The sequence below is a fragment of the Turicibacter sp. TJ11 genome (assembly GCF_021497505.1).
Classification (GTDB): Bacteria; Bacillota_I; Bacilli_A; order MOL361; family Turicibacteraceae; genus Turicibacter.
Genome location: NZ_CP069349.1, coordinates 2,379,291 through 2,399,126, shown reverse-complemented (window position 1 = coordinate 2,399,126; position 19,836 = coordinate 2,379,291). Strand labels below are relative to the sequence as shown.

The window sequence follows — 19,836 nt, the reverse complement described above, 5'->3', positions numbered from 1 at the left end:
TTAATAAAATAGTCATTTGTTTGACACAAATGACTATTTTACTTCCCCTCTATTAAAACGAACAAACAATCTATCTCTAAGATAACAGATAGAAACGCATATTCCTTTTATTCATTATATTAAATTAAATAGATTTTTTGCATTATAAAAAATATTTTAATTAAGAAATATCTTAGAATAAATGCATTTAAATATTTAGAGTTATTCATCAAAATCTGGATCAATGTTTAAGTCAAAATAAAATTTGACTCCTCGATCCGTATTCATCACACCATATTTACTGTGATGCATTTGTAGAATTTTACTTGTTATCAGTAATCCAAGACCTGTTCCCCCACTGTCTCTATTCCTAGATTTTTCAAGGCGATAAAACGGTTCCCAAATTCGATCAATCTCAGCTTCAGGAATAAAAATACCCGTATTTTCAATTTCTAACTTCACCTTATTTCCTTGACGTTTCAGCGTGACATAAATATGATCGCCATCAGGCGTATAACGAATCGCATTTGAATACAAGTTCGTCACCGCCGTCATAATTTGTTCTGAATCAGCTTCTACGTAAACATCATCTAAATCAAGATGAATATGAAGACTTTTTTCTCCCATCAAGTGTTCGACCTTCTTATTTAAATGCTCAATTAACATTTTTAAATTAAAACTACTATACTCTAATACATCTTCTGGATTTTCCATCTTCATATAATTTAAGGTATCATGAACCATCATCGTCATTCGATCGACTTCTTCTATAATAGATTCCAGCTGTCCCTTGACATCTTCTTGCGACATTGGTTTCGACTTTACACGAGTTGCAATTCCCTTAATAATCGTTAAAGGCGTTTTCAGCTCATGAGAAATCGTTGCGAAGAAATTCGAACGCATTTGCTCAAACTCTCGTTCTCTTGCAATATCATCTTGAAGACGTTCGTTTGCATCTTTAAGTTGAGTCAATGTCTTATTTAAGTTATCACTCATCATATTAATATTAGTCGCTAACTCTTTTAATTCATCATCTGATGTCACTTGACATTTCTCCGAGAAATTAATGTTTGCAATATTAGCAGTTACACGCTTCATATGAAGTAATGGTTTTGTGATATGTTCTGTTAACCAAATCGCAAAAAATAAGACTAAGATAGCGAGTACCATAAAAATAAAAATATAATAACTCGTAAACACCGATAACATTTCGCCAAGAACTTGTAATGAATATGAAATCTCAATAATCCATTGTTCTCCACCTTTAAAGGTAATAATCGTGTAATAATGATAAACGGTCACATCTTCTTCACTTGTAGATTCAAAAAAGATATCATTATCCATTAAGACATCCAAGTTTAGCTGCGAAGTATCTGAACTATGAAGTTTATATTGAATTAAATATTCCCCTTTAAGATCATTCATATAAGAAAAAAAGTCATTGGTGTATCTTTCAAAATTCGGAACTTCTTCTTTTATTTCATGCACCAGTTGATAAATTTGATTTTGTTTATAACCAGGATAAGCAAAGTCATAAAAGTAGTATTGAGCTGCAATATCTAAACTAATTGTTGCAAAAAATAAGCCAAAAAGTAATAAGAAAATCTTTGTAGCTAAACGCAACGTTAAATCACCTCAAATTTATACCCAACCCCGAATACTGTATGAATATATTTAGAATAAATTCCTAATTTCTTACGAATCTTTTTAATGTGTGTATCCACAACACGCGTATCACCAAAATAATCAATTCCCCATACCGCATCTAAAATACGATCTCGATCTAAGGCAATACGATGATTTTCGATTAAAAAAACTAATAAATCAAATTCCTTTGGTCTAAAGTCGACTAATTCATTATCAATACGAACCGTTCTTGATAATTTATTCACCACTAATCCATCAAAAGCAAGTTCATATGTTTCAACGTCATCGGCCTCGTTGACACGTGTCAATAAACGATTAATCTTGGCTAATAGCACTTTATTGTCAAATGGTTTAGTCACATAGTCGTCTACCTTTAAGTCATATCCTTTCACTTGATCTTCTACGCTAGAGCGGGCGGTTAGAATCATGATCGGAACTTTAGAAACTGAGCGAATTTCTTTTAAAACAGAAAATCCATCTTTTCCAGGCATCATTAAATCTAATAAAACGAAATCAATCTGTTGTGAATGAAATAAGCGTAGCGTTTCATCCCCATCTTTTGCCTCAATAACGTCATAATAATCCGCTAATAAATCAACTAAAATCTCTCTGATTTTCACTTCATCTTCCGCTACTAATACTTTATATCTTATACTCATCCTAACACTCTCCAATGATGAAAAAATATCTATTTAAAATTTAACATAAATGAATACATTTTGTACACACGAAAAACACAGTTTTTTTATGAATGTCATCTAAGGAACTTCTTTTCATATAAGAGATGTTGTAATGAAAGATATAAGCCTTAGCAAAGTTATGCGATCTGATAGAAGATACTAAAAGTTAAACAATTAATCATCCTTAATAGAATATGTTGTTTTCATGCAATTTATTCTTAAGGAAGAAACTTATCGCCAATAATAACACCAGTAGTGGACAGTATTAGATTTATAGCTTTGTACATAAATATTATAGTAAAAAGACGAGATACACTCTCGTCTTTTTATCAATTATTTTTCTGAAAGGCCAGAAACTGATGCTGCAACTGAAACTAATTCATCTGAATCTAATGTTTCAGAAACGATGAAACATTCAACTCCACCTTCAACCCATGTTAATGAATTGTCGCTTAAAGCTCCAACTGTTCCGTTGATGAATACAGGTTGTCCAGCAACAGGTTCTACACCCATTGATTCATTATATGAAACTGGCTCTTGAATAATCGTGAAGTCTTGATCACCACTAAATGTCATGATGATACGTTGACCTTCTTCAATTTCAATTGCCTGTTTATTTACTAAAGTTGTTCCTTCCGGTAAGTAAGCTGGGTATAATTCATCATCTAATACATTGATCACACCTTCACCCATTGTTTCTTGAGAATATTCCATTGTTTGTTGACAATCGAAATATCCATCTGCTAGTTTTTCATCAAACTTAAATGATGTAAATTTCATTGTAACGCGTGGTTCTCCTTCACTATCCACTACATAAACTTCAGCTGGTGTTAATGATTTTTTATCAAATGTCATTTTTTGTGAAACTAAATCACGATTACCATGATAGTTTGCTTTTGTTTCAAACGTATAAGCATCGTCACCTGCTTCAAATGTAGCTTCTGTGTCATTTAAAATATCAGTTAATAATGACTGATATAAGTAAACTTGTGAACTTGATAATGGCCAATCACTTTGGAATTTAAATTGCTTATTTAATGCTGGTGTTAAAACGAAAACACCTTCATCATTCTTTAGTATGATTTGCTCATTGTTTGTTGTTTCATTTTTCAACGTTACTTTGTAGTTTTCTGGTTGTTGATAAGCTACCTCAACATTATATTGATACACTTGTCCATTATTATCAACTTCCATTACACCCGTTGCATAATAAGACTTTGCACCTTCTAAGTTGCTTGTTAGCTTGTCAACAACATCTTGTTGAGACATTTCTCCGCATGCTGCTAATAGCACGGTAAGCACTACTGCGAACATTAAACATAATTTCTTCATCGCTATCCACCTCTTTTATTAAGTTCAGTTTCAATTAATACTATGAACTGTTTAATTAATTTATGCTTTCTGATGAATAAAACTAGATGATTTATTAAATACTATAGATATCCAAAACAGGAAGGAGCGAAAACTATGTCGTTAATTCAACGTATTGCTTTAATTTTAACAATAATTGGTGCAATTAACTGGGGTCTTATTGGATTCTTCCAATTTGATCTTGTAGCATTCATCTTTGGTGGACAAGGTGCACTTTTATCACGTGTCATCTACGCCTTAGTTGGTATTTCTGGATTAATTAATCTTGGATTACTATTCACACCAGACAGACACTAATCACTAAATAAAAAAATCAGCTATTAATAGGAGGCCACTGAAAATCTATTCTGATTTTTAGTACTCAGGTAATCCAAAATAAAAAAGTTAGAAAATCAGGATTTAAATTCCTATATTTTCTAACTTTTTTTATGTGTTATGACTTAAGAGCCAAATCCTTACGCTTTTTCATGGATTAATTTTAGAATTCTTTTTAAATTAACTCCAAATAATGTTGTGGCTGCTTGCAACTGCATACCAAAAAGACCTGATGACGTCGCTCGATCGTAACCATGTCTACACTTTAACTCACTATTTTTCGCTTCAATCATATAGCGATACTTTGCTTCTTCTTTAAAAGCGTCCGTCTCTTGAAATTCAGCTTGTGCTTGATGTGTGTTGGATTTGATGGAAACCGAATATGACTTTGTTTTCGCACCCTCTTTGTAACACCCATCTCTTAATGGACACACCTGACACTTCTCTACATCAAACCCATAAGACTCAACAGTTCCTTCACCATCTTCTTCATGTTTTTTAGGTCGTGTACTTGTCTTTTTAATGCTCATGTGACCTGCAGAACAAACATACATCTGTGCATCTTTGTTGAACTCAAACTTTTCTGCATTTTTTCGATTGCCATGTGTGACTGTTTTACTTAAACGTGAAACTAACTGTATCTTTTCTTTCGATGTAAACTTTAAATTATCTTTTTCCGAATAGGCTGCATCACCGATAATTGTTTCAACTTTCATCCCTGCAGTTCTTGATTTTTCTACTAATTCTTGTAGTTGTTTTCCATCATGTTTTTCCCCTGTTGTCACAATAGCCCCCACCATGATTCGTTCCTTTGTCATGGCAAGATGTGTTTTATATCCAAAATAATGACTATCCGCTGTCTTATGTCCCACGCGTGCATCTTTATCGTGCATGGATTGGATATGTTCTAAATCATCCTCGATAACTTCTTTTAATAAAAGCTGTGTTAGATAAAATTGTTGTTATATTCATTTATAAAAGAGACTTATCATACAAGTCTCTTTTATTTAGTGTAATATTTGTTATACTTTTCCTGGAACATACTTTTAAACTGAGGTAGTTTTATTGTCATAATAATCGAAATTACTAACCACATAACTAAAGCAGCTAATTTAGCATTTTTAAATCCGATAAAATTAAACCAAAAACAAGATAAAGGAAACATTACTAACATAGATATTAAATAAGAATATAGTAATATTAAATATAATTTACGCCCCTTGTTATCCATCAAACTTTGGTTCCACTCTTCGTTATTTTTTTGTTGTAAATAAGCTTTTTTTTGACTTATAAAAATGCCTGTTAATACAAATAAGGTAAAAATAACCCCTAACACTAAAATTAATAAAATATAGGAACCCCCGAAAATTAAGATGTTCAAACCTAATCCCCTCCTTTACTCAATTTATATCTTTATTATAGAGTTTTAGGAAAAAATTAACAACTTTTTTAGCGAAATAAAGCTTGGCGAGTTCTATAATCATTGATATTTAGCTCTAATTGACTGGATACCATTTGGAGAATCATATTTTTTCCTTTCAAAACTTCTTTATCATCTTTGAAATATTCTAACCATTTCATCCAATATAAATAGTTAACTAAATACTTAGTCGAAACTCCTTTGAATCGAGACATCCAAAGTTTTAGACGACTATGAAAAGAATTAAGACGTTGAATGTTGTAGAAGTCATCAGTTCTACGTTTTCCACTCTCAATGCGCTTATGCTCCAATTCAAAATCTTCAACAAATTGAATATAGCTTTGATGACTATCCGTACACAAAATAGAGCCAACTTCAATGTGACCTTCTAATGCACGACTTAAATCAGAGCTTTTCATACGTCCCTTACAGACGAGCTCCGTATAGATATTTCCTTGGCGGTCTAAACCTGTTAAGACACAAACCTGTTCAGAACTAATCCCACGTTTCTTTACTTCTCCACCACGTTTACGAGACGGACGAGGCATCGTAAATCCACTCTTGATATGGTTTCCTTTAAAGGATTCAGCAAAATATGTTTCGTCCATTTCAATAACTCCCTCTAAATGTCCCATTCCAATATACGGACGAATAGCGTCTAAAATACGATGACGCATATAAAAAGAGGTCTTTACGCACACCCCAATTTGAATAGCTGCACGACGAATACTAAAACCTAAAATCATGCATTTGGCATATTCTAACCAGTCCTCTAATGGCAACTTTGAGCTTGATAAAACCGATTTTGAAAGGTCAGTAAATGTTCGACGGCAAGATTTACATTTATAACGTTGTTTGCCACATGTGATTCCATACTTACAAACCTCATGACTTTCACAATGAGGGCAAGCCTTTCCTTTTGAAAAACGGGCTTCTCGACAATCAGTTATAGAAACTGGGCTAAGTGATAGAATCTCTGAAAGATAACTTAATAAATTAGCTTGTTGTTCATCATTTAAAGTTAAAATATCGGCTTTGATGGAACTTAACGTTGTCATAAACTCACCTCGAACATTTGTTTATTATTAGTTTACCATATTCGGGGAGTTCTATTCTACCTATCAACAATATTGTCTAACACAGCGTTAATAAATTAAGTGTTGATTTAACAGCAGGCATATTTGAGACAACTTCATTTCTTTCAATAACTTCAACGACACTTTGAGCATCATTTAATTCTTCTTCTAAATTATTATCAGGATTTTTATCAGGCATTAATTCTTTCATTGTTTCATCAACTTCATAAACCTGACGACGAAGCTTTTTAGATAACTCAACTAAGTAATCCTTAGGTGATTTTTGATGGTAACGGCTTTGAGTGTGGGTGGAATCCACAATAATAGCTTTACTTTTAATTAAGTCATGTTCAATCGCAATCTCTACCGATTTCTTCATTAATAAATCTAATAGTTCAACATCCTTTAAACGTAACTTTCTAAACTTCGTTAATGAACTGGGATGAATAACATCTTCTTCTGGTGCCATTCCTAAAAAATACTTAAATGACAGATCGTAACGCGAACGCTCCACCACATCTACATCAGATAGTTCATAAATGACTTTTAATAATAGATACTTAAATAAGCGAATGGGATCAATTGCATTTCGACCATTATCCACACAATATTTTTCTTTTAACTCATCGTAAATAAATGAAAAATCAACCACTTCATTCATTCGTCTTAATAAATTATCTTTTGGAACCACCATATCATATAATCCTGCGTATGCGCTAAGTGGTAAAGCATTTTGTTTAACTAGCATAAGCACCCCTCGACAAAGTTTGACGTTAGTTTAATTTTACCGTAAATCAAAAAAACATCCAACACTTCTATTGAAATGTTAGATGTTTTCAGATAGAGGACTTTTTCAGTGGCCTCCTATTAATAGCTGATTTTTTTATTCCCAAATAACGAATGCTACCGCATAATGTTCACAATGACTAATGCTAATATGTAATCCTTCTAGCTTAGGTGTTAATAAAAAAGGTTTTCCTATTTCATCATTTATAACACTGAATTCTTGATATGATTTTCCATTACAGTATGTTCCTAAAGCTTTATATAATGCTTCTTTAACCGCCCAACGACCCGCTAAAAATTCATTTTGCCTTTTAATATGTTTAAATGATTGATATAATTGTAATTCTTCTTCACTCAATAATTTATGAACAAATCGTTCACGTTGTTTAAGTTGTTCAATACGCCTGATCTCAATGATATCTGTTCCAATTCCCTTCATGGCTCACCTCTAATCTTCATTTCTTTTATTATAGCTTATCTTGAAATCATCATAAAAAAATCTCTAGACTAATCTAGAGATTTTTTTATTACATCATTCCCATTCCGCCCATATCAGCTGGTGACTGAGGTGCTTGAGGTTTTTCAATCTCAACAACAGCCGCTTCAGCCGTTAAGAATGAAGCTGAGATACTTGCAGCATTTTGTAAAGCTGAACGAGTTACCTTAGTTGGATCAACAATTCCTGATTGGAACATATCAACAAACTCATTTGTTGCAGCATTATATCCGAATCCTGGTTCTAACTCTTTTAACTTATAAACAATGATTGATCCTTCAATTCCTGCATTTTCAGCAATTTGACGAATTGGAGCTTCTAATGCTTTTAAAACAATTTGAACACCCGTTGCTTCATCACCTGTGGCTTCAATTTTTTCAACCTCATTATAAATATTCATATACGCTGTTCCACCACCGGCAACAATTCCTTCTTGAACGGCAGCACGTGTCGCGTTTAGCGCATCTTCAATACGTAATTTACGTTCTTTTAACTCTGTTTCAGTAGCTGCACCTACTTTAATAACGGCAACTCCTCCACTTAGTTTTGCTAAACGTTCTAATAATTTTTCTTTATCAAACTCAGAAACTGTATTTTCTAACTCCGCACGAATTTGAGCAATACGTGCTTGAATGTCCATTTGTGACCCAATTCCCTCCACGATTGTTGTATGATCTTTCGTGACAATCACACGACCAGCGTGTCCACATTGATCTAATGTTGTATTTTTAAGCTCTAATCCTAATTCTTCAGTCACTAATTGAGCTCCTGTTAAAATAGCAATGTCTTCAAGCATACGTTTACGACGATCTCCAAATCCAGGTGCTTTAACAGCAACTACATTAAACGTACCACGTAATTTATTCACGACTAATGCAGCTAAAGCCTCATTTTCAATATCATCAGCAATAATAATCATTGAACGGCCTGTTTGAACTAATTGTTCAAGAATAGGTAAAATATCTTGTAAAGCAGAAACTTTTGAATCTGTTACTAAAATATACGGATTATCTAAAACAGCTTCCATTTTATCTGTATCCGTCACCATATAAGATGATAAATATCCACGATCAAATTGCATTCCTTCAACAATGTCCATTGTTGTCTCGAATCCTTTTGATTCTTCTAACGTAATGACACCATCGTTTCCTACACGTTCCATCGCTTCTGCAATTAATTTACCGATTTCTTCATCAGCAGCAGAAATGGCTGCTACACTAGCGATTGATTCCTTTCCTTCAATCGGCTTAGAATTTGCTTTTAATGCTTCTACTGCTACTTTTACAGCACGTTCTATTCCACGACGAATTGTCATTGGATTAGCACCAGCTACAATGTTTTTATTTCCTTCTCGAATCATTGCCTGAGCTAATACCGTTGCAGTTGTTGTTCCATCTCCTGCTACATCGTTTGTACGACTAGCTACTTGAGCGACTAAACGTGCTCCCATGTTTTCAAATTTATCTTCTAATTCAATTTCTTTTGCAATAGATACTCCATCATTAATAATTTGAGGTGTTCCAAATTTTTGTTCTAAAATAACATTTCGACCTTTTGGCCCTAAAGTAACCTTAACGGTATCCGCTAATTTATCTACCCCACGAATCATCGCGCGACGCGCATCTTCAGCAAATAAAATCTCTTTTGCCATAAACTTAAATCCTCCTTTAAATGAAAATAATATCTATTAAAAACTCTATTGAACTTACTCTACAATTGCTAAAATATCATCTTGCGCTAAAATAACTAATTCTTTACCTTCATGCGAAACTTTTGTCCCACCAAATCCGTTATAAATAACACGTTGTCCGACCTCAACGACTAACGGTTGGCGTTTTCCATTGTCTAATAACTTTCCTTCACCAACTGCAATCACGACACCCTCTGAATGCTTTGGTTTTGACGCTTCTCCTGAAAGAATAATCCCACTAGCCGTTGTCTTTTCAACCTCTACAATTTCAAGAACAACATGATGATTTAATGGTTTTAACATGACCGTTCCTCCTCTTTTATCACTCTTTTATACAGAGTGCTACTAAATAAATTATACAAATATGAATAAATAATGGCAATAGTTTCGGATAAAATCCTTCTTATTATAGTCCACCTATTGATTAATATGCTTAAAATTAACAAATATTCCTATTGTTCTATGACTATTGTATTAAAAGCATTCATTTCATCGAATCATAAGTTTTAATGTTTAATCAAAATGAACGATAACTTTTAACATACTCTATAAATTTATAATTTATTAAACAAAAAAGACTTATCAGATAATGATCTGTATAAGTCTTTTTTTATTACTATATGCTTAAGCCTTATTTTTTTGATAAATAACTTTCATTCCTTTAAAAGCTAAATCTGGATCATAGACATCAATCATATCAGTCTCATTATAGATAATACGCCCAAGTCCTCCAGTTGCAACTACTTTGATTTCCTTGCCTACGGCTTCTTTTACTTTTTGAATAATATATTCCGTCTGTCCAATGTAGCCATAAACTAATCCACCTTGCATACTTGTAATGGTGTTACGACACATAATCGTTGCGGGTTTTTTAATTTCAATCTCAGGCAATTTAGCAGCTTGTGTCCATAAAGCTTGAGCTGAAATCTCAATCCCAGGTGAAGTAACCCCAAATTCAAACTCACCGTTTTCATTCACATAGTCGTATGTTGTTGCTGTTCCAAAATCAATCACTAAAGCTGGACCTCCATAAATATGATAAGCCGCTGCAATATCCACAATACGATCTGCTCCTACTTCACGAGGATTTTCTGTTTTAATACTAATTCCTGTCTTAATTCCAGGACCAACAATCATTGGTTCAATATTAAAATATTTTCTAATCGCATTCGTTAATGAGTGCATAATTTTAGGAACCACACTTGATATTAAAACATCTTCAACTGCTTGTGGATTAATATTTTTTGTTTGAAAAAATGAGAATAAGGTAATTCCAAACTCGTCTGATGTTCGTTGGAGCTTAGTCGTTAGTCGAAAGTTTGCGATTAATTCATCACCGTTATAAACCCCTAGTGTAATATTTGTATTTCCAACATCGATAACAACTAGCATACTGCTCCTCTTTTCTTTATTAAAATATGTAATAATCGATTCATAATTTCATAACCGAGTGCTTCTTTTGACATCACATCTAACGTCTCAACATGATCAGGAGTTAAAAATGTCACGATATTAGTATCTTTTTTAAAGCCTGCTGACTGTTCATTTAATTGATTAGCCACAATTAAATCAGCCCCTTTGTTCACTAATTTCTTAGTGGCGTTTTCAATTAAATTCTGTGTTTCCATTGCAAAACCACAAACGACTTGATGTGGTTTTTTAGAATGTCCCATATGAGCTAAAATATCGGGATTCATCACAAAGTCAATCGCTAAGTGATCACCTTGTTTTTTCATTTTTTGATCACTCACACACTCTACTCGATAATCGGAAACAGCTGCTGATTTAATTAAAATATCATAATCATTCGTGAATGCCTCTACTTCTTTAAACATTTCGGCTGCTGTTCTTACCTCAACAACATCCATAAAGATTGGTTTTCTCAATGTCACAGGTCCTGTAATTAGTGTCACATCTGCTCCTAAATTACGAGCGGCACGTGCAACTGCATATCCCATCTTACCACTTGAATGATTCGTCATAAAACGAACAGGATCTAAATCTTCTTGTGTCGGTCCAGCAGTGACAACAACCTTCATTCCTTTTAGTGGTTTTTCTTCAATTAGTAAACACTCAATCGCATCCTCAATCTCTTCAATTTCAGCTAATCGGCCTTTTCCTACATCACCACATGCTAAATATCCACTATCTGATTCAACAAATGTCATACCGTACTCTTTACAGATGTCAATGTTTCTTTTCGTGATAGGGTTAGTTAACATTCCTGTATTCATGGCAGGAGCAATTAACTTTGGACAAGTAGCAGCTAAAAACGTTGTGGATAACATATCATCTGCTAAACCATGGGCAAACTTGGCAATACAATTTGCTGAAGCTGGCGCGACAACAAATAAATCAGCACGTTTAGCTAATGAAATATGATTAACATCATATTGAAAATTTCGATCAAATGTACCAACAGAAACACGATTATGAGTTAACGTTTCAAACGTTAATGGAGTAATAAATTCAGTTGCATTTTTTGTCATGATGACATGAACATCATAACCTTTTTTATATAAATTACTAGCTAATTGTGCACTTTTATAAGCAGCAATTCCTCCACAAACACCTAATACAATTGTCTTTTTACTCAACTAAATCACCTTCTTCGTAATGGGTTCTAACACTTTTGTCAGTGGTGTAATAATAACTGTTGCTAATACTGCCTCTAAAATACTATTTGTTGTAATAATGGTGAGTAATAATCCAAATAAAGCTGAGGCTTCAACTCCTTTTGCTTGAGCATAACTCGGACCAAAGAAAAGATAGATCATTCCAAGCACCAAAATCGAATGAATCATTGTACAAACTAAAGCCGTCAACCCGCTACCAATTAATCTAACTTTAAGCTCTTTATTTTTAAACCATTTATAAATAAACGCCGCTAGTACTCCTAGTAAAACTCGCGGTCCAATCGCAATAACTAAGCTCATCAAATTCCCGTGATAATCTCCTAATGAATAAAACGGAGTAAAGACAAATGATGTAATGGTTGGCATGATCGTATTCGTAATGACACTGCTAATCCCAAATACTAATCCTGTGATTGCCCCTCCCTTTACGCCCAATAAAATTCCGGCTAAAATAACAGGAATATGCATGGTTGTCGCACGAACAGGACCAATTGGAATATAGCCAAGTGGTGTTAACATTAAGACAACTTGAATACTACAAAACATCGTTAATAAAACTAAAAATTTCGTTTTCCTTCTTGATTTATTCATTTTTCTTCTCCTCCACTGTCGCTTCTTTTAGAATGCAACGTCTTGAATATTAAATCAGATATCGTTAGTATTCCCTTAATTGATGTTCGAAAATCATCATTAAATCACCAACGCTATCATGGTTCATAATTATACTGATGTCGTTATTATTTTTCAATGAGAATAGAATAAATTCCCACTGATTGATTAAGAAAAAAAAAAGCTTATAACCATTTTGATTATAAGCTGACAACAACCGACATTTATAATAAAAAGTACTAATGTTTAGCTTGTTCTTTTTGGAAGACATAAAAGAATAATGTCTCTAACTCCATGTTTAGATCGACTTCATGAACCGTAATATCTTCACTTACATTAATAACTGTTGAAGATAAATTTAAAATTCCTTTAATTCCTAAACCTTCTAATGAAGAAGCAACACTTTGCGCCACTGTTGGTGGAACCGTTAAAATAACATAAGTCACATGATGTTCTTCAATATAAGTCTTTAAATCATTTAAATGATAAATTGGTAAATCACCAATACACTGTCCAACTAGACTTTCATCCGTATCAAAACCTGAAATTAAATTAACCGGTGTTCTAAACATACGTTTTTTAAACTTATCTGAACTAAAATATTTTAATAATGCACGTCCTAAGTTCCCAACCCCAATTAAAACACAACTTTGTGCATCCTCTGTTTTTAATAAATTATTAAATGCTTCTAAAACAACACGTACTTCATAACCATAACCTTGGCGTCCTAACTCACCTAAATAAGAAAAGTCTCGTCGAATAGTCGCTGAATCAATTCCAATTTTTTGACTTAACTCACCTGACTGAATTCTTTTAACTCCCATTTCATCTAATTCAACGAAACAGCGACGATAAAGTGCTAATCTTTTAATTGTTGCATTTGGAATATGTGATAGCATAAAAAACCTCCTTTATCCTAGTTAAATAATAACATGAAACTAATTTAATGTGAATACTCACCGAGACATAAAACATCTATATGTTAAAATGTTTTTAAAATCGATGATTATTTCATCTAGTGTCCGTTGCTTATCTCTTCCTTAAGCTTTATACTTATAAATAAATACTATAAAAATTGAAGTAACTTGTAAGTTTAGACATAAAAGGAGAAATAAAATGATTTTATTACAAACTAGCAAATTGACTAAACTTTATTCAGGAACACCGATTCTTGAAAATGTTCAATTTGAAGTCAAAAAAGGTGAACGTATTGCTGTTGTTGGGCGTAATGGTGCTGGAAAATCAACCTTATTAAAAATGATTGCTGATGAAATTGACTTTGATGGTGGTGAAATTCATAAACCACAAAGTGTTGTTCTAGGATATTTTGCCCAATCTAGTCATGTTAATTCTGATGATACCATTTATAATGAGATGCTTAAAGTCTTTGAAGAAACCATTAAATTAAAAGGACAACTCGAAGAACTTAGTATTAAAATGGCTGAAGAAGATCCAAATAGTGAACAATACTTAAAAATTATTGAACACTATCAAAACTTAAATCATCGTTTTGAATTAATGAGTGGCTATACTTATGAATCTGAAATTAATAATATACTAAACCGATTCAAGTTTAATGAAATTGGTTTTGATCAAAAGATCTCTAATTTAAGTGGAGGGCAAAAGACTCGTTTAGCTTTAGCTAAATTATTACTTCAAAAACCTGATGTTTTAATTCTCGATGAGCCGACCAACCACTTAGATATTGATACGATTGAATGGTTAGAAGGTTATTTAAAAAAATATTCAGGTGCTGTTGTTATTGTCTCTCACGATCGTTACTTTATTGATCAAATCGCAACAACGGTATATGAGATTGAGTATCGTAAATGTACAAAATATAAAGGAAACTACTCTGATTATATGGATCAAAAAGCGGTCTCTTATGCATCACTAATGAAGCAATACGAAAAACAACAAAAAGAAATTTCAAAGATGGAAGATTTCATTAGTCGAAATATCGTTCGTGCTTCAACAACTAAACGAGCACAATCTCGACGAAAATTACTTGATAAAATGGAACGAATCGAAATCCCAAAAATTAATGATAAATCAATCGGGATTACTTTTGAAATTGATCGCCGTAGTGGAAATGACGTTTTAAAAGTTGAAGATTTAACCGTTGGTTATGAAGATCAAGTCATTTCAAATCATTTAGATTTTCACCTGAATCGTCTCGATCGCGTCGCATTAATTGGTCCTAACGGAATTGGAAAATCAACTATTTTAAAAACAGTCGCTGGAGACTTACCTAAAATAAGCGGAGAAATTTACTATGGAAAAAGTTTAGACATGGGATATTTCGATCAGGAACAAGCAAATTTAACTTCTAATAATACCGTTTTAAATGAGGTATGGAATTGCTTCCCTACTAGACTTGAAAAAGATATTCGAACATTATTAGGAAACTTCCTGTTTACGGGTGACGATGTTTTCAAAACAGTTAATCAACTTTCTGGTGGTGAAAAAGTTCGATTAACTTTATGCAAACTCATGCTTGAAAAAAATAATTTCTTATTACTAGATGAACCAACTAACCACTTAGATATCGATAGTAAAGAAATGCTCGAACTGTCTCTTGAAGATTATGAAGGAACTGTCTTTTTTATTTCACATGACCGCTACTTTATTGATAAAATTGCCACTCGAATTTTAGAAGTTACTCCAGAAGGTGTCGTTTCTTACTTAGGAAATTACTCTGATTATATCGAGAAAAAGCAACAATTAGCGGAACTTGAAGCTGCAAAATTAGCTGAACAATCAAATGTAGATACCTCAAATAATATAACAGATTATCAAAAACAAAAAGAACAACGTCGTTTGGAACAACAACGTAAACGACAACTTGAAGAAACAGAGACAAAAATTGCAATGTATGAAGAAGAATTAGAGTATAAAAAAGCGGAGCTATTTCAGGAAGAAGTTTATTTAGATTCTCAAAAATCTGCACAAGTTCAGGCTCGTATTGAGGAATTAGAACAGTTAATTATGGAAGCTATGGAAATTTGGGAAGAACTTAGCCTATCGTAAAAAAGTCGTCTAACCGGACGACTTTTTTGAATATCGACAATTCCTTTTGAATATCATGTAGTAAAAGGAGGGATTTTAAAGAAGCTAATAATCATTTAACAAAATAAATCATTTATTAGCAAGGCTAACTTGATTAAGTAAATAAAGGGGGTAATTAGTCAAACCGCCAAGTCATAAAATCTCTTAACTCTATCTCATATGAGATAGAGTTTTTTCATATAATTAATTATCACATAAAATGGAGGAATTATATGAAAACCAAAAGACTCACCTTAAGATCGATTGAATTAGAAGATGCTGAGTTAATAGCTAACTGGAAAAACGACCCTTATAATCAAACAATGTCTACTGGAAATCAACAATACACTGTTGAATCAGAACAAGAAGATATTAAAGCTAATGAAGATCCTTATTATATAATGGTTATTACCGAGACCAATACTCCAATTGGATATATTCGTATTAATTGGATGGATAATTTAAAATCTTGTGCTTGGTTAAGATTTGGTCTTGGCTCACATCGAGGAGAAGGATATACAAAAGAAGCTCTTGAGGCACTCATTCCACAGTTATTTGAACAAGGAGTTCATCGAATTGAAGCTGAGGTTTATGCCTATAATCAATCTAGTTATCATCTTCTCAAAGCTCTTAATTTTGAGATGGAGGGGGTTCGACGTCAAGCTCATTACCATAATAATACTTATCATGATGTTTATCTTTTTGGACGTATTAAAAGTACTCCTAGCACTAACCTAAATGACTATTTAACCTTCGTTGCTCCTTATTATAAACAAACGGAGATGTTAAATGCGATAATTAATCATCTTAATCAATTTGATTTATCAAATTTAAATCTTTCAAAATTATATTTTCTAGCCTCTTTTCATGGTTTATTAACAGAACTTCAAAGGGATACTCAATTGATGACTCAAACGCTAGCTAAATTAGGTCGATTGAATTGGACATCTGAGCAAATTAAAGAAGCTCTTTTTGGCCTTGAAAGACAACTCTATCAACCTGTAAGTGTAGAAGAAAAAATCATCCATGATTTATATATCATCGAAAAAATTAATATTTCAAATGCATTAACACTAGATGAAGCTAATCAGAAACTTATCACCTCAATCGGTAAAAATCTTGCCAAAGAAAAAATCAAACATATAGAGCAACTCAAACAATCATAAAAAAAGTAGCCTTTGGGGAGGCCACTGAAAAAGTCCCTTTAATTAAAACAGGTGACGCAAATAAAAGCTAAAATGATTAAAAACCTTAGAAAAATAGGCTGAATTAGCTTGTTTTTCTAAGGTTTTTTGTGTTATTAGAGGTCTTTTTAGTCTTTCTTTATAAATGATTTTAGTTTTTCAGTGGCTTCCCTTTTAGTAGCTACTTTTTATAATGAATTTAATTCCATTCCTGATGAACCGTTCATATCCATTGAACTACGATGTCCCTTTAAAAATGCCATTGTTCCAGCGGCTCCGATCATCGCAGCATTATCTGTACAAAGAGATAATGGGGGAATTGTTAACTTAACACGACCCTCTTTTGCAACAGCTTCATCTAATCCTTGGCGTAATCCTTTATTAGCAGATACTCCACCAGCAACAATAATCTGCTTAACATCATATTCACGTGCAGCACGCATCGTTTTTTCAACTAACACCTCAACAACACTCGCTTGAAAACTTGCAGCTAAATTTTTTGGAATAATTTCTTCACCACGTTGTTTTGCATTATGAACTGTATTAATAACAGCTGATTTCAGTCCTGAAAAACTAAAATCATAAGACTCTTTATCTAGCCATACACGAGGTAATTTATATGTATCCTCTCCCTCAGCTGCTAATCGATCGATATGTGGTCCTCCTGGATAAGGTAAGTTTAATGTTCGAGCAACTTTATCATAAGCTTCCCCTACGGCATCATCCAATGTTTCTCCAATCACTTCAAACTGATAATGGTCCTTCATATAAACTAATTCGGTATGTCCACCTGATACGACTAATGCTAATAATGGAAACTCTAACGGTTCAACTAACTGATTAGCATAAATATGTCCAGCGATATGATGAACACCAACCAGTGGAATGTTATGAGCAAATGCTAATGCTTTTGCAGCATTGATTCCAATTAAAAGTGATCCGATTAATCCTGGCCCTTCAGTTACTGTTATAGCATCAATATCGTTCCAGCCAATATTAGCCTTCTGTAAAGCCTCTTCAAAAACTAATGTTACACTTTCGACATGATGACGACTAGCTACCTCGGGTACTACCCCACCAAAACGCTTGTGACTTTCAATTTGAGACGCAACAATATTCGATAAAATCTCTTTACCATTTTTAATGACTGCTACACTCGTTTCATCGCAACTACTTTCAACTGCTAATACTAAAATATCTTTTTCCATGACTATCACCAACTTCTATTTTAAATTACGAGTCATTAACAGGGCATCCTCTCCATCTGCATAATATCTTTGACGAATTCCGACAGAAATGAATCCACACTTTTCATATAAACGAATAGCTGCCTGATTACTTATCCTAACTTCTAACGACATCGTATCACCATCATTTTGACAAGCCTCATTAATAAATTGCTCAACTAACAAATTCCCATATCCTTTTGAACGATAATTAGGATGAACAGCAACATAATATAAATCCGACATTTCAAAAATCATTTGCCCAACTAAATAGCCTACCATTTGATTATTCTCTTCTATGACAATGCCATAATGAAACGGCTTGTTTTGAACATAATCTTCAAAGTTAAATTCTTGTTTAAATAACTCGTGATGTAGTGAAATAACTTGAGGTAAATCTTTCTCTTCTATCGATCGAATCATCGTTATTTTCCTTTATTCTCTTGTTCTAACATCCAGTTCATTTCTGCTTCTGGTAAGCGATGATACTTCGGTGTGAAGTGATGAACATTTTCAACAGCCTCTTTTTCTAATGCAATATTAGCTAAAGTGCTTGCGTGCGGCACATGTAAAGATTCATCATCTATCTCCACTACTCGATCCCCTAAGACAGATTTAATTAAAGCTTCATATTTTACAACATCATTACCCAGGAAATACATTTTTTTATCACTATTTGATAAATTATTTAATAAATCTGTTAATTCATAATGTCCGTCTGGAACAATTACTTCCGATGATTCACCATTATAAACTCCTGCAAAAACAGTTTGACGACGTGCATCAAATAAAGGAATAATATAACCCTCTGTTTTTAAATTACGTGCTAAAATTTCTAGACTCGATACGCCTACTAATGGTTTATTCAACGTCCAAGCTAATACTTTTGCAACCGTTACTCCAATACGAACACCTGTATATGAACCGGGACCTTGTGCAACAGCGATCAAATCAAGCTCTTTTGGTGTACGATTTATTTGTTTAAATAAAGCTTCAATCGTTGGCATCAAACGTTTTGAATGATCATTTTTTGTTGTTTCCATGACCTCTGCTAGCGTTTGATGATTTTCAACAAGCGCAACTGATAAAGTTGTATTTGATGTATCAATAGCTAATACGAACATTTTTATAACACCTCACAAACCGATTCATAAAATTCTCCTACAGGAGTTAATTCAATTCGACGACTCATTTCATCCTCACGATAAACCTTAATATCTAAACGATCTTTAGGTAGAATATCTTCAATCATACTTGCCCATTCAACGACACAAACACCTTCACCAAATAAATAGTCATCAATTCCCATATCTTCTGCACCGTTTTCTAAACGATAAACATCCATATGATATAGTGGTAAGCGTCCTTGATATTCTTTGATAATTGTGAATGTTGGACTATTAACATTTCGTTTAATATCGAGTCCTCTCGCAAATCCTTTAGTAAAGGTCGTCTTTCCAGCACCTAAATCACCTTCTAACGTTAAGATCATTCCAGGTTTAACCCATCGACCAATTTTTTCAGCTAACAGCTGCGTTTCTTCTACAGAATTTGTTTTAATTATATATGTCATACTATCACCTATAAATTCTAAATAAAGATTATGAATTATTATGGATATAATCTATTCTAAATATCTTAATAAATTAGAAAGTTTATTCTAACTTTTATTA

19 protein-coding genes and 2 pseudogenes are annotated in these 19,836 nt (G+C 33.1%); 3 read left to right on the top strand and 18 right to left on the bottom strand.

What is annotated here, in order from left to right; translation table 11 throughout:
- Positions 1-201: 201 nt before the first annotated feature.
- The 3 genes from JRC48_RS11545 to JRC48_RS11535 form a co-directional block, all read right to left on the bottom strand.
- On the bottom strand, positions 202-1,602 hold the full coding sequence (locus tag JRC48_RS11545; RefSeq protein WP_235069636.1) for a HAMP domain-containing sensor histidine kinase: 1,401 nt from the start codon (positions 1,600-1,602) through the stop codon (positions 202-204).
- A 2-nt stretch (positions 1,603-1,604) separates the two neighbouring features.
- Entirely contained in the window at positions 1,605-2,285 is a 681-nt protein-coding gene (locus JRC48_RS11540) for a response regulator transcription factor (protein ID WP_235069635.1), read from the bottom strand.
- Positions 2,286-2,639: 354 nt separating this feature from the next.
- A complete protein-coding gene (locus JRC48_RS11535; RefSeq protein ID WP_235069634.1) occupies positions 2,640-3,638 on the bottom strand; it encodes an outer membrane lipoprotein carrier protein LolA in 999 nt (332 codons plus the stop codon).
- 135 nt (positions 3,639-3,773) lie between these two features.
- On the opposite strand from JRC48_RS11535, the gene JRC48_RS11530 reads away from it, so the two are divergent.
- Entirely contained in the window at positions 3,774-3,974 is a 201-nt protein-coding gene (locus JRC48_RS11530) for a DUF378 domain-containing protein (RefSeq protein WP_235069633.1), read from the top strand.
- A gap of 158 nt (positions 3,975-4,132) precedes the next feature.
- Here JRC48_RS11530 and JRC48_RS11525 read toward each other — a convergent pair.
- The 11 genes and pseudogenes from JRC48_RS11525 to JRC48_RS11475 all read right to left on the bottom strand — a co-directional run.
- Positions 4,133-4,930 (bottom strand): annotated as a pseudogene (locus JRC48_RS11525) (transposase); the annotation flags it as partial.
- Between the two features lie 65 nt (positions 4,931-4,995).
- On the bottom strand, positions 4,996-5,373 hold the full coding sequence (locus tag JRC48_RS11520; RefSeq protein ID WP_235068880.1) for a hypothetical protein: 378 nt from the start codon (positions 5,371-5,373) through the stop codon (positions 4,996-4,998).
- Positions 5,374-5,441: 68 nt separating this feature from the next.
- Positions 5,442-6,470, bottom strand: coding sequence for an IS1595 family transposase (locus JRC48_RS11515; protein ID WP_235068879.1), 1,029 nt, complete (start codon positions 6,468-6,470; stop codon positions 5,442-5,444).
- Positions 6,471-6,558: 88 nt separating this feature from the next.
- Positions 6,559-7,236, bottom strand: a pseudogene (locus JRC48_RS11510) (transposase); the annotation flags it as partial.
- 135 nt (positions 7,237-7,371) lie between these two features.
- Positions 7,372-7,713, bottom strand: a complete 342-nt coding sequence (gene acpS / locus JRC48_RS11505) for a holo-ACP synthase (protein ID WP_235069632.1) — start codon at positions 7,711-7,713, stop codon at positions 7,372-7,374.
- A gap of 88 nt (positions 7,714-7,801) precedes the next feature.
- Positions 7,802-9,421 carry a chaperonin GroEL gene (groL, locus tag JRC48_RS11500; protein WP_235069631.1) on the bottom strand — a complete coding sequence of 540 codons (1,620 nt, stop codon included), beginning with the start codon at positions 9,419-9,421 and terminating at the stop codon, positions 7,802-7,804.
- A gap of 54 nt (positions 9,422-9,475) precedes the next feature.
- Positions 9,476-9,763 (bottom strand): co-chaperone GroES, encoded by a 288-nt coding sequence (locus JRC48_RS11495; RefSeq protein WP_235069630.1) that lies wholly within the window; start codon positions 9,761-9,763, stop codon positions 9,476-9,478.
- A 321-nt stretch (positions 9,764-10,084) separates the two neighbouring features.
- On the bottom strand, positions 10,085-10,852 hold the full coding sequence (locus JRC48_RS11490) for a type III pantothenate kinase (RefSeq protein WP_235069629.1): 768 nt from the start codon (positions 10,850-10,852) through the stop codon (positions 10,085-10,087).
- Positions 10,846-12,057, bottom strand: a complete 1,212-nt coding sequence (gene coaBC, locus JRC48_RS11485) for a bifunctional phosphopantothenoylcysteine decarboxylase/phosphopantothenate--cysteine ligase CoaBC (RefSeq protein WP_235069628.1) — start codon at positions 12,055-12,057, stop codon at positions 10,846-10,848. Before coaBC ends, JRC48_RS11490 begins: the two co-directional genes overlap by 7 nt.
- Positions 12,058-12,687, bottom strand: coding sequence for an ECF transporter S component (locus tag JRC48_RS11480; protein ID WP_235069627.1), 630 nt, complete (start codon positions 12,685-12,687; stop codon positions 12,058-12,060).
- Positions 12,688-12,944: 257 nt separating this feature from the next.
- Positions 12,945-13,604 (bottom strand): redox-sensing transcriptional repressor Rex, encoded by a 660-nt coding sequence (locus JRC48_RS11475; protein WP_235069626.1) that lies wholly within the window; start codon positions 13,602-13,604, stop codon positions 12,945-12,947.
- Positions 13,605-13,821: 217 nt separating this feature from the next.
- On the opposite strand from JRC48_RS11475, the gene JRC48_RS11470 reads away from it, so the two are divergent.
- Together JRC48_RS11470 and JRC48_RS11465 are read left to right on the top strand one after the other, a co-directional pair.
- Complete coding sequence (locus JRC48_RS11470; RefSeq protein WP_235069625.1) at positions 13,822-15,735, top strand: ABC-F family ATP-binding cassette domain-containing protein; 1,914 nt, start codon at positions 13,822-13,824, stop codon at positions 15,733-15,735.
- Positions 15,736-15,986: 251 nt separating this feature from the next.
- The gene (locus JRC48_RS11465; protein ID WP_235069624.1) at positions 15,987-16,919 is read left to right on the top strand and encodes a GNAT family N-acetyltransferase; all 933 of its coding nucleotides are present in this window, start codon (positions 15,987-15,989) and stop codon (positions 16,917-16,919) included.
- A gap of 206 nt (positions 16,920-17,125) precedes the next feature.
- On the opposite strand, the gene tsaD is transcribed toward JRC48_RS11465, so the two are convergent.
- From tsaD to tsaE, 4 genes are read right to left on the bottom strand one after another with little or no spacing between them, the layout of a single operon-like run.
- Positions 17,126-18,145: a tRNA (adenosine(37)-N6)-threonylcarbamoyltransferase complex transferase subunit TsaD gene (gene tsaD, locus JRC48_RS11460; RefSeq protein WP_235069623.1), complete on the bottom strand. Its 1,020-nt coding sequence runs from the start codon at positions 18,143-18,145 to the stop codon at positions 17,126-17,128.
- Positions 18,146-18,160: 15 nt separating this feature from the next.
- Positions 18,161-18,586, bottom strand: coding sequence for a ribosomal protein S18-alanine N-acetyltransferase (gene rimI / locus JRC48_RS11455; RefSeq protein WP_235069622.1), 426 nt, complete (start codon positions 18,584-18,586; stop codon positions 18,161-18,163).
- Positions 18,587-18,588: 2 nt separating this feature from the next.
- Positions 18,589-19,287: a tRNA (adenosine(37)-N6)-threonylcarbamoyltransferase complex dimerization subunit type 1 TsaB gene (tsaB, locus tag JRC48_RS11450; RefSeq protein WP_235069621.1), complete on the bottom strand. Its 699-nt coding sequence runs from the start codon at positions 19,285-19,287 to the stop codon at positions 18,589-18,591.
- 2 nt (positions 19,288-19,289) lie between these two features.
- Positions 19,290-19,736, bottom strand: coding sequence for a tRNA (adenosine(37)-N6)-threonylcarbamoyltransferase complex ATPase subunit type 1 TsaE (gene tsaE / locus JRC48_RS11445; protein ID WP_235069620.1), 447 nt, complete (start codon positions 19,734-19,736; stop codon positions 19,290-19,292).
- Positions 19,737-19,836 lie beyond the last annotated feature (100 nt).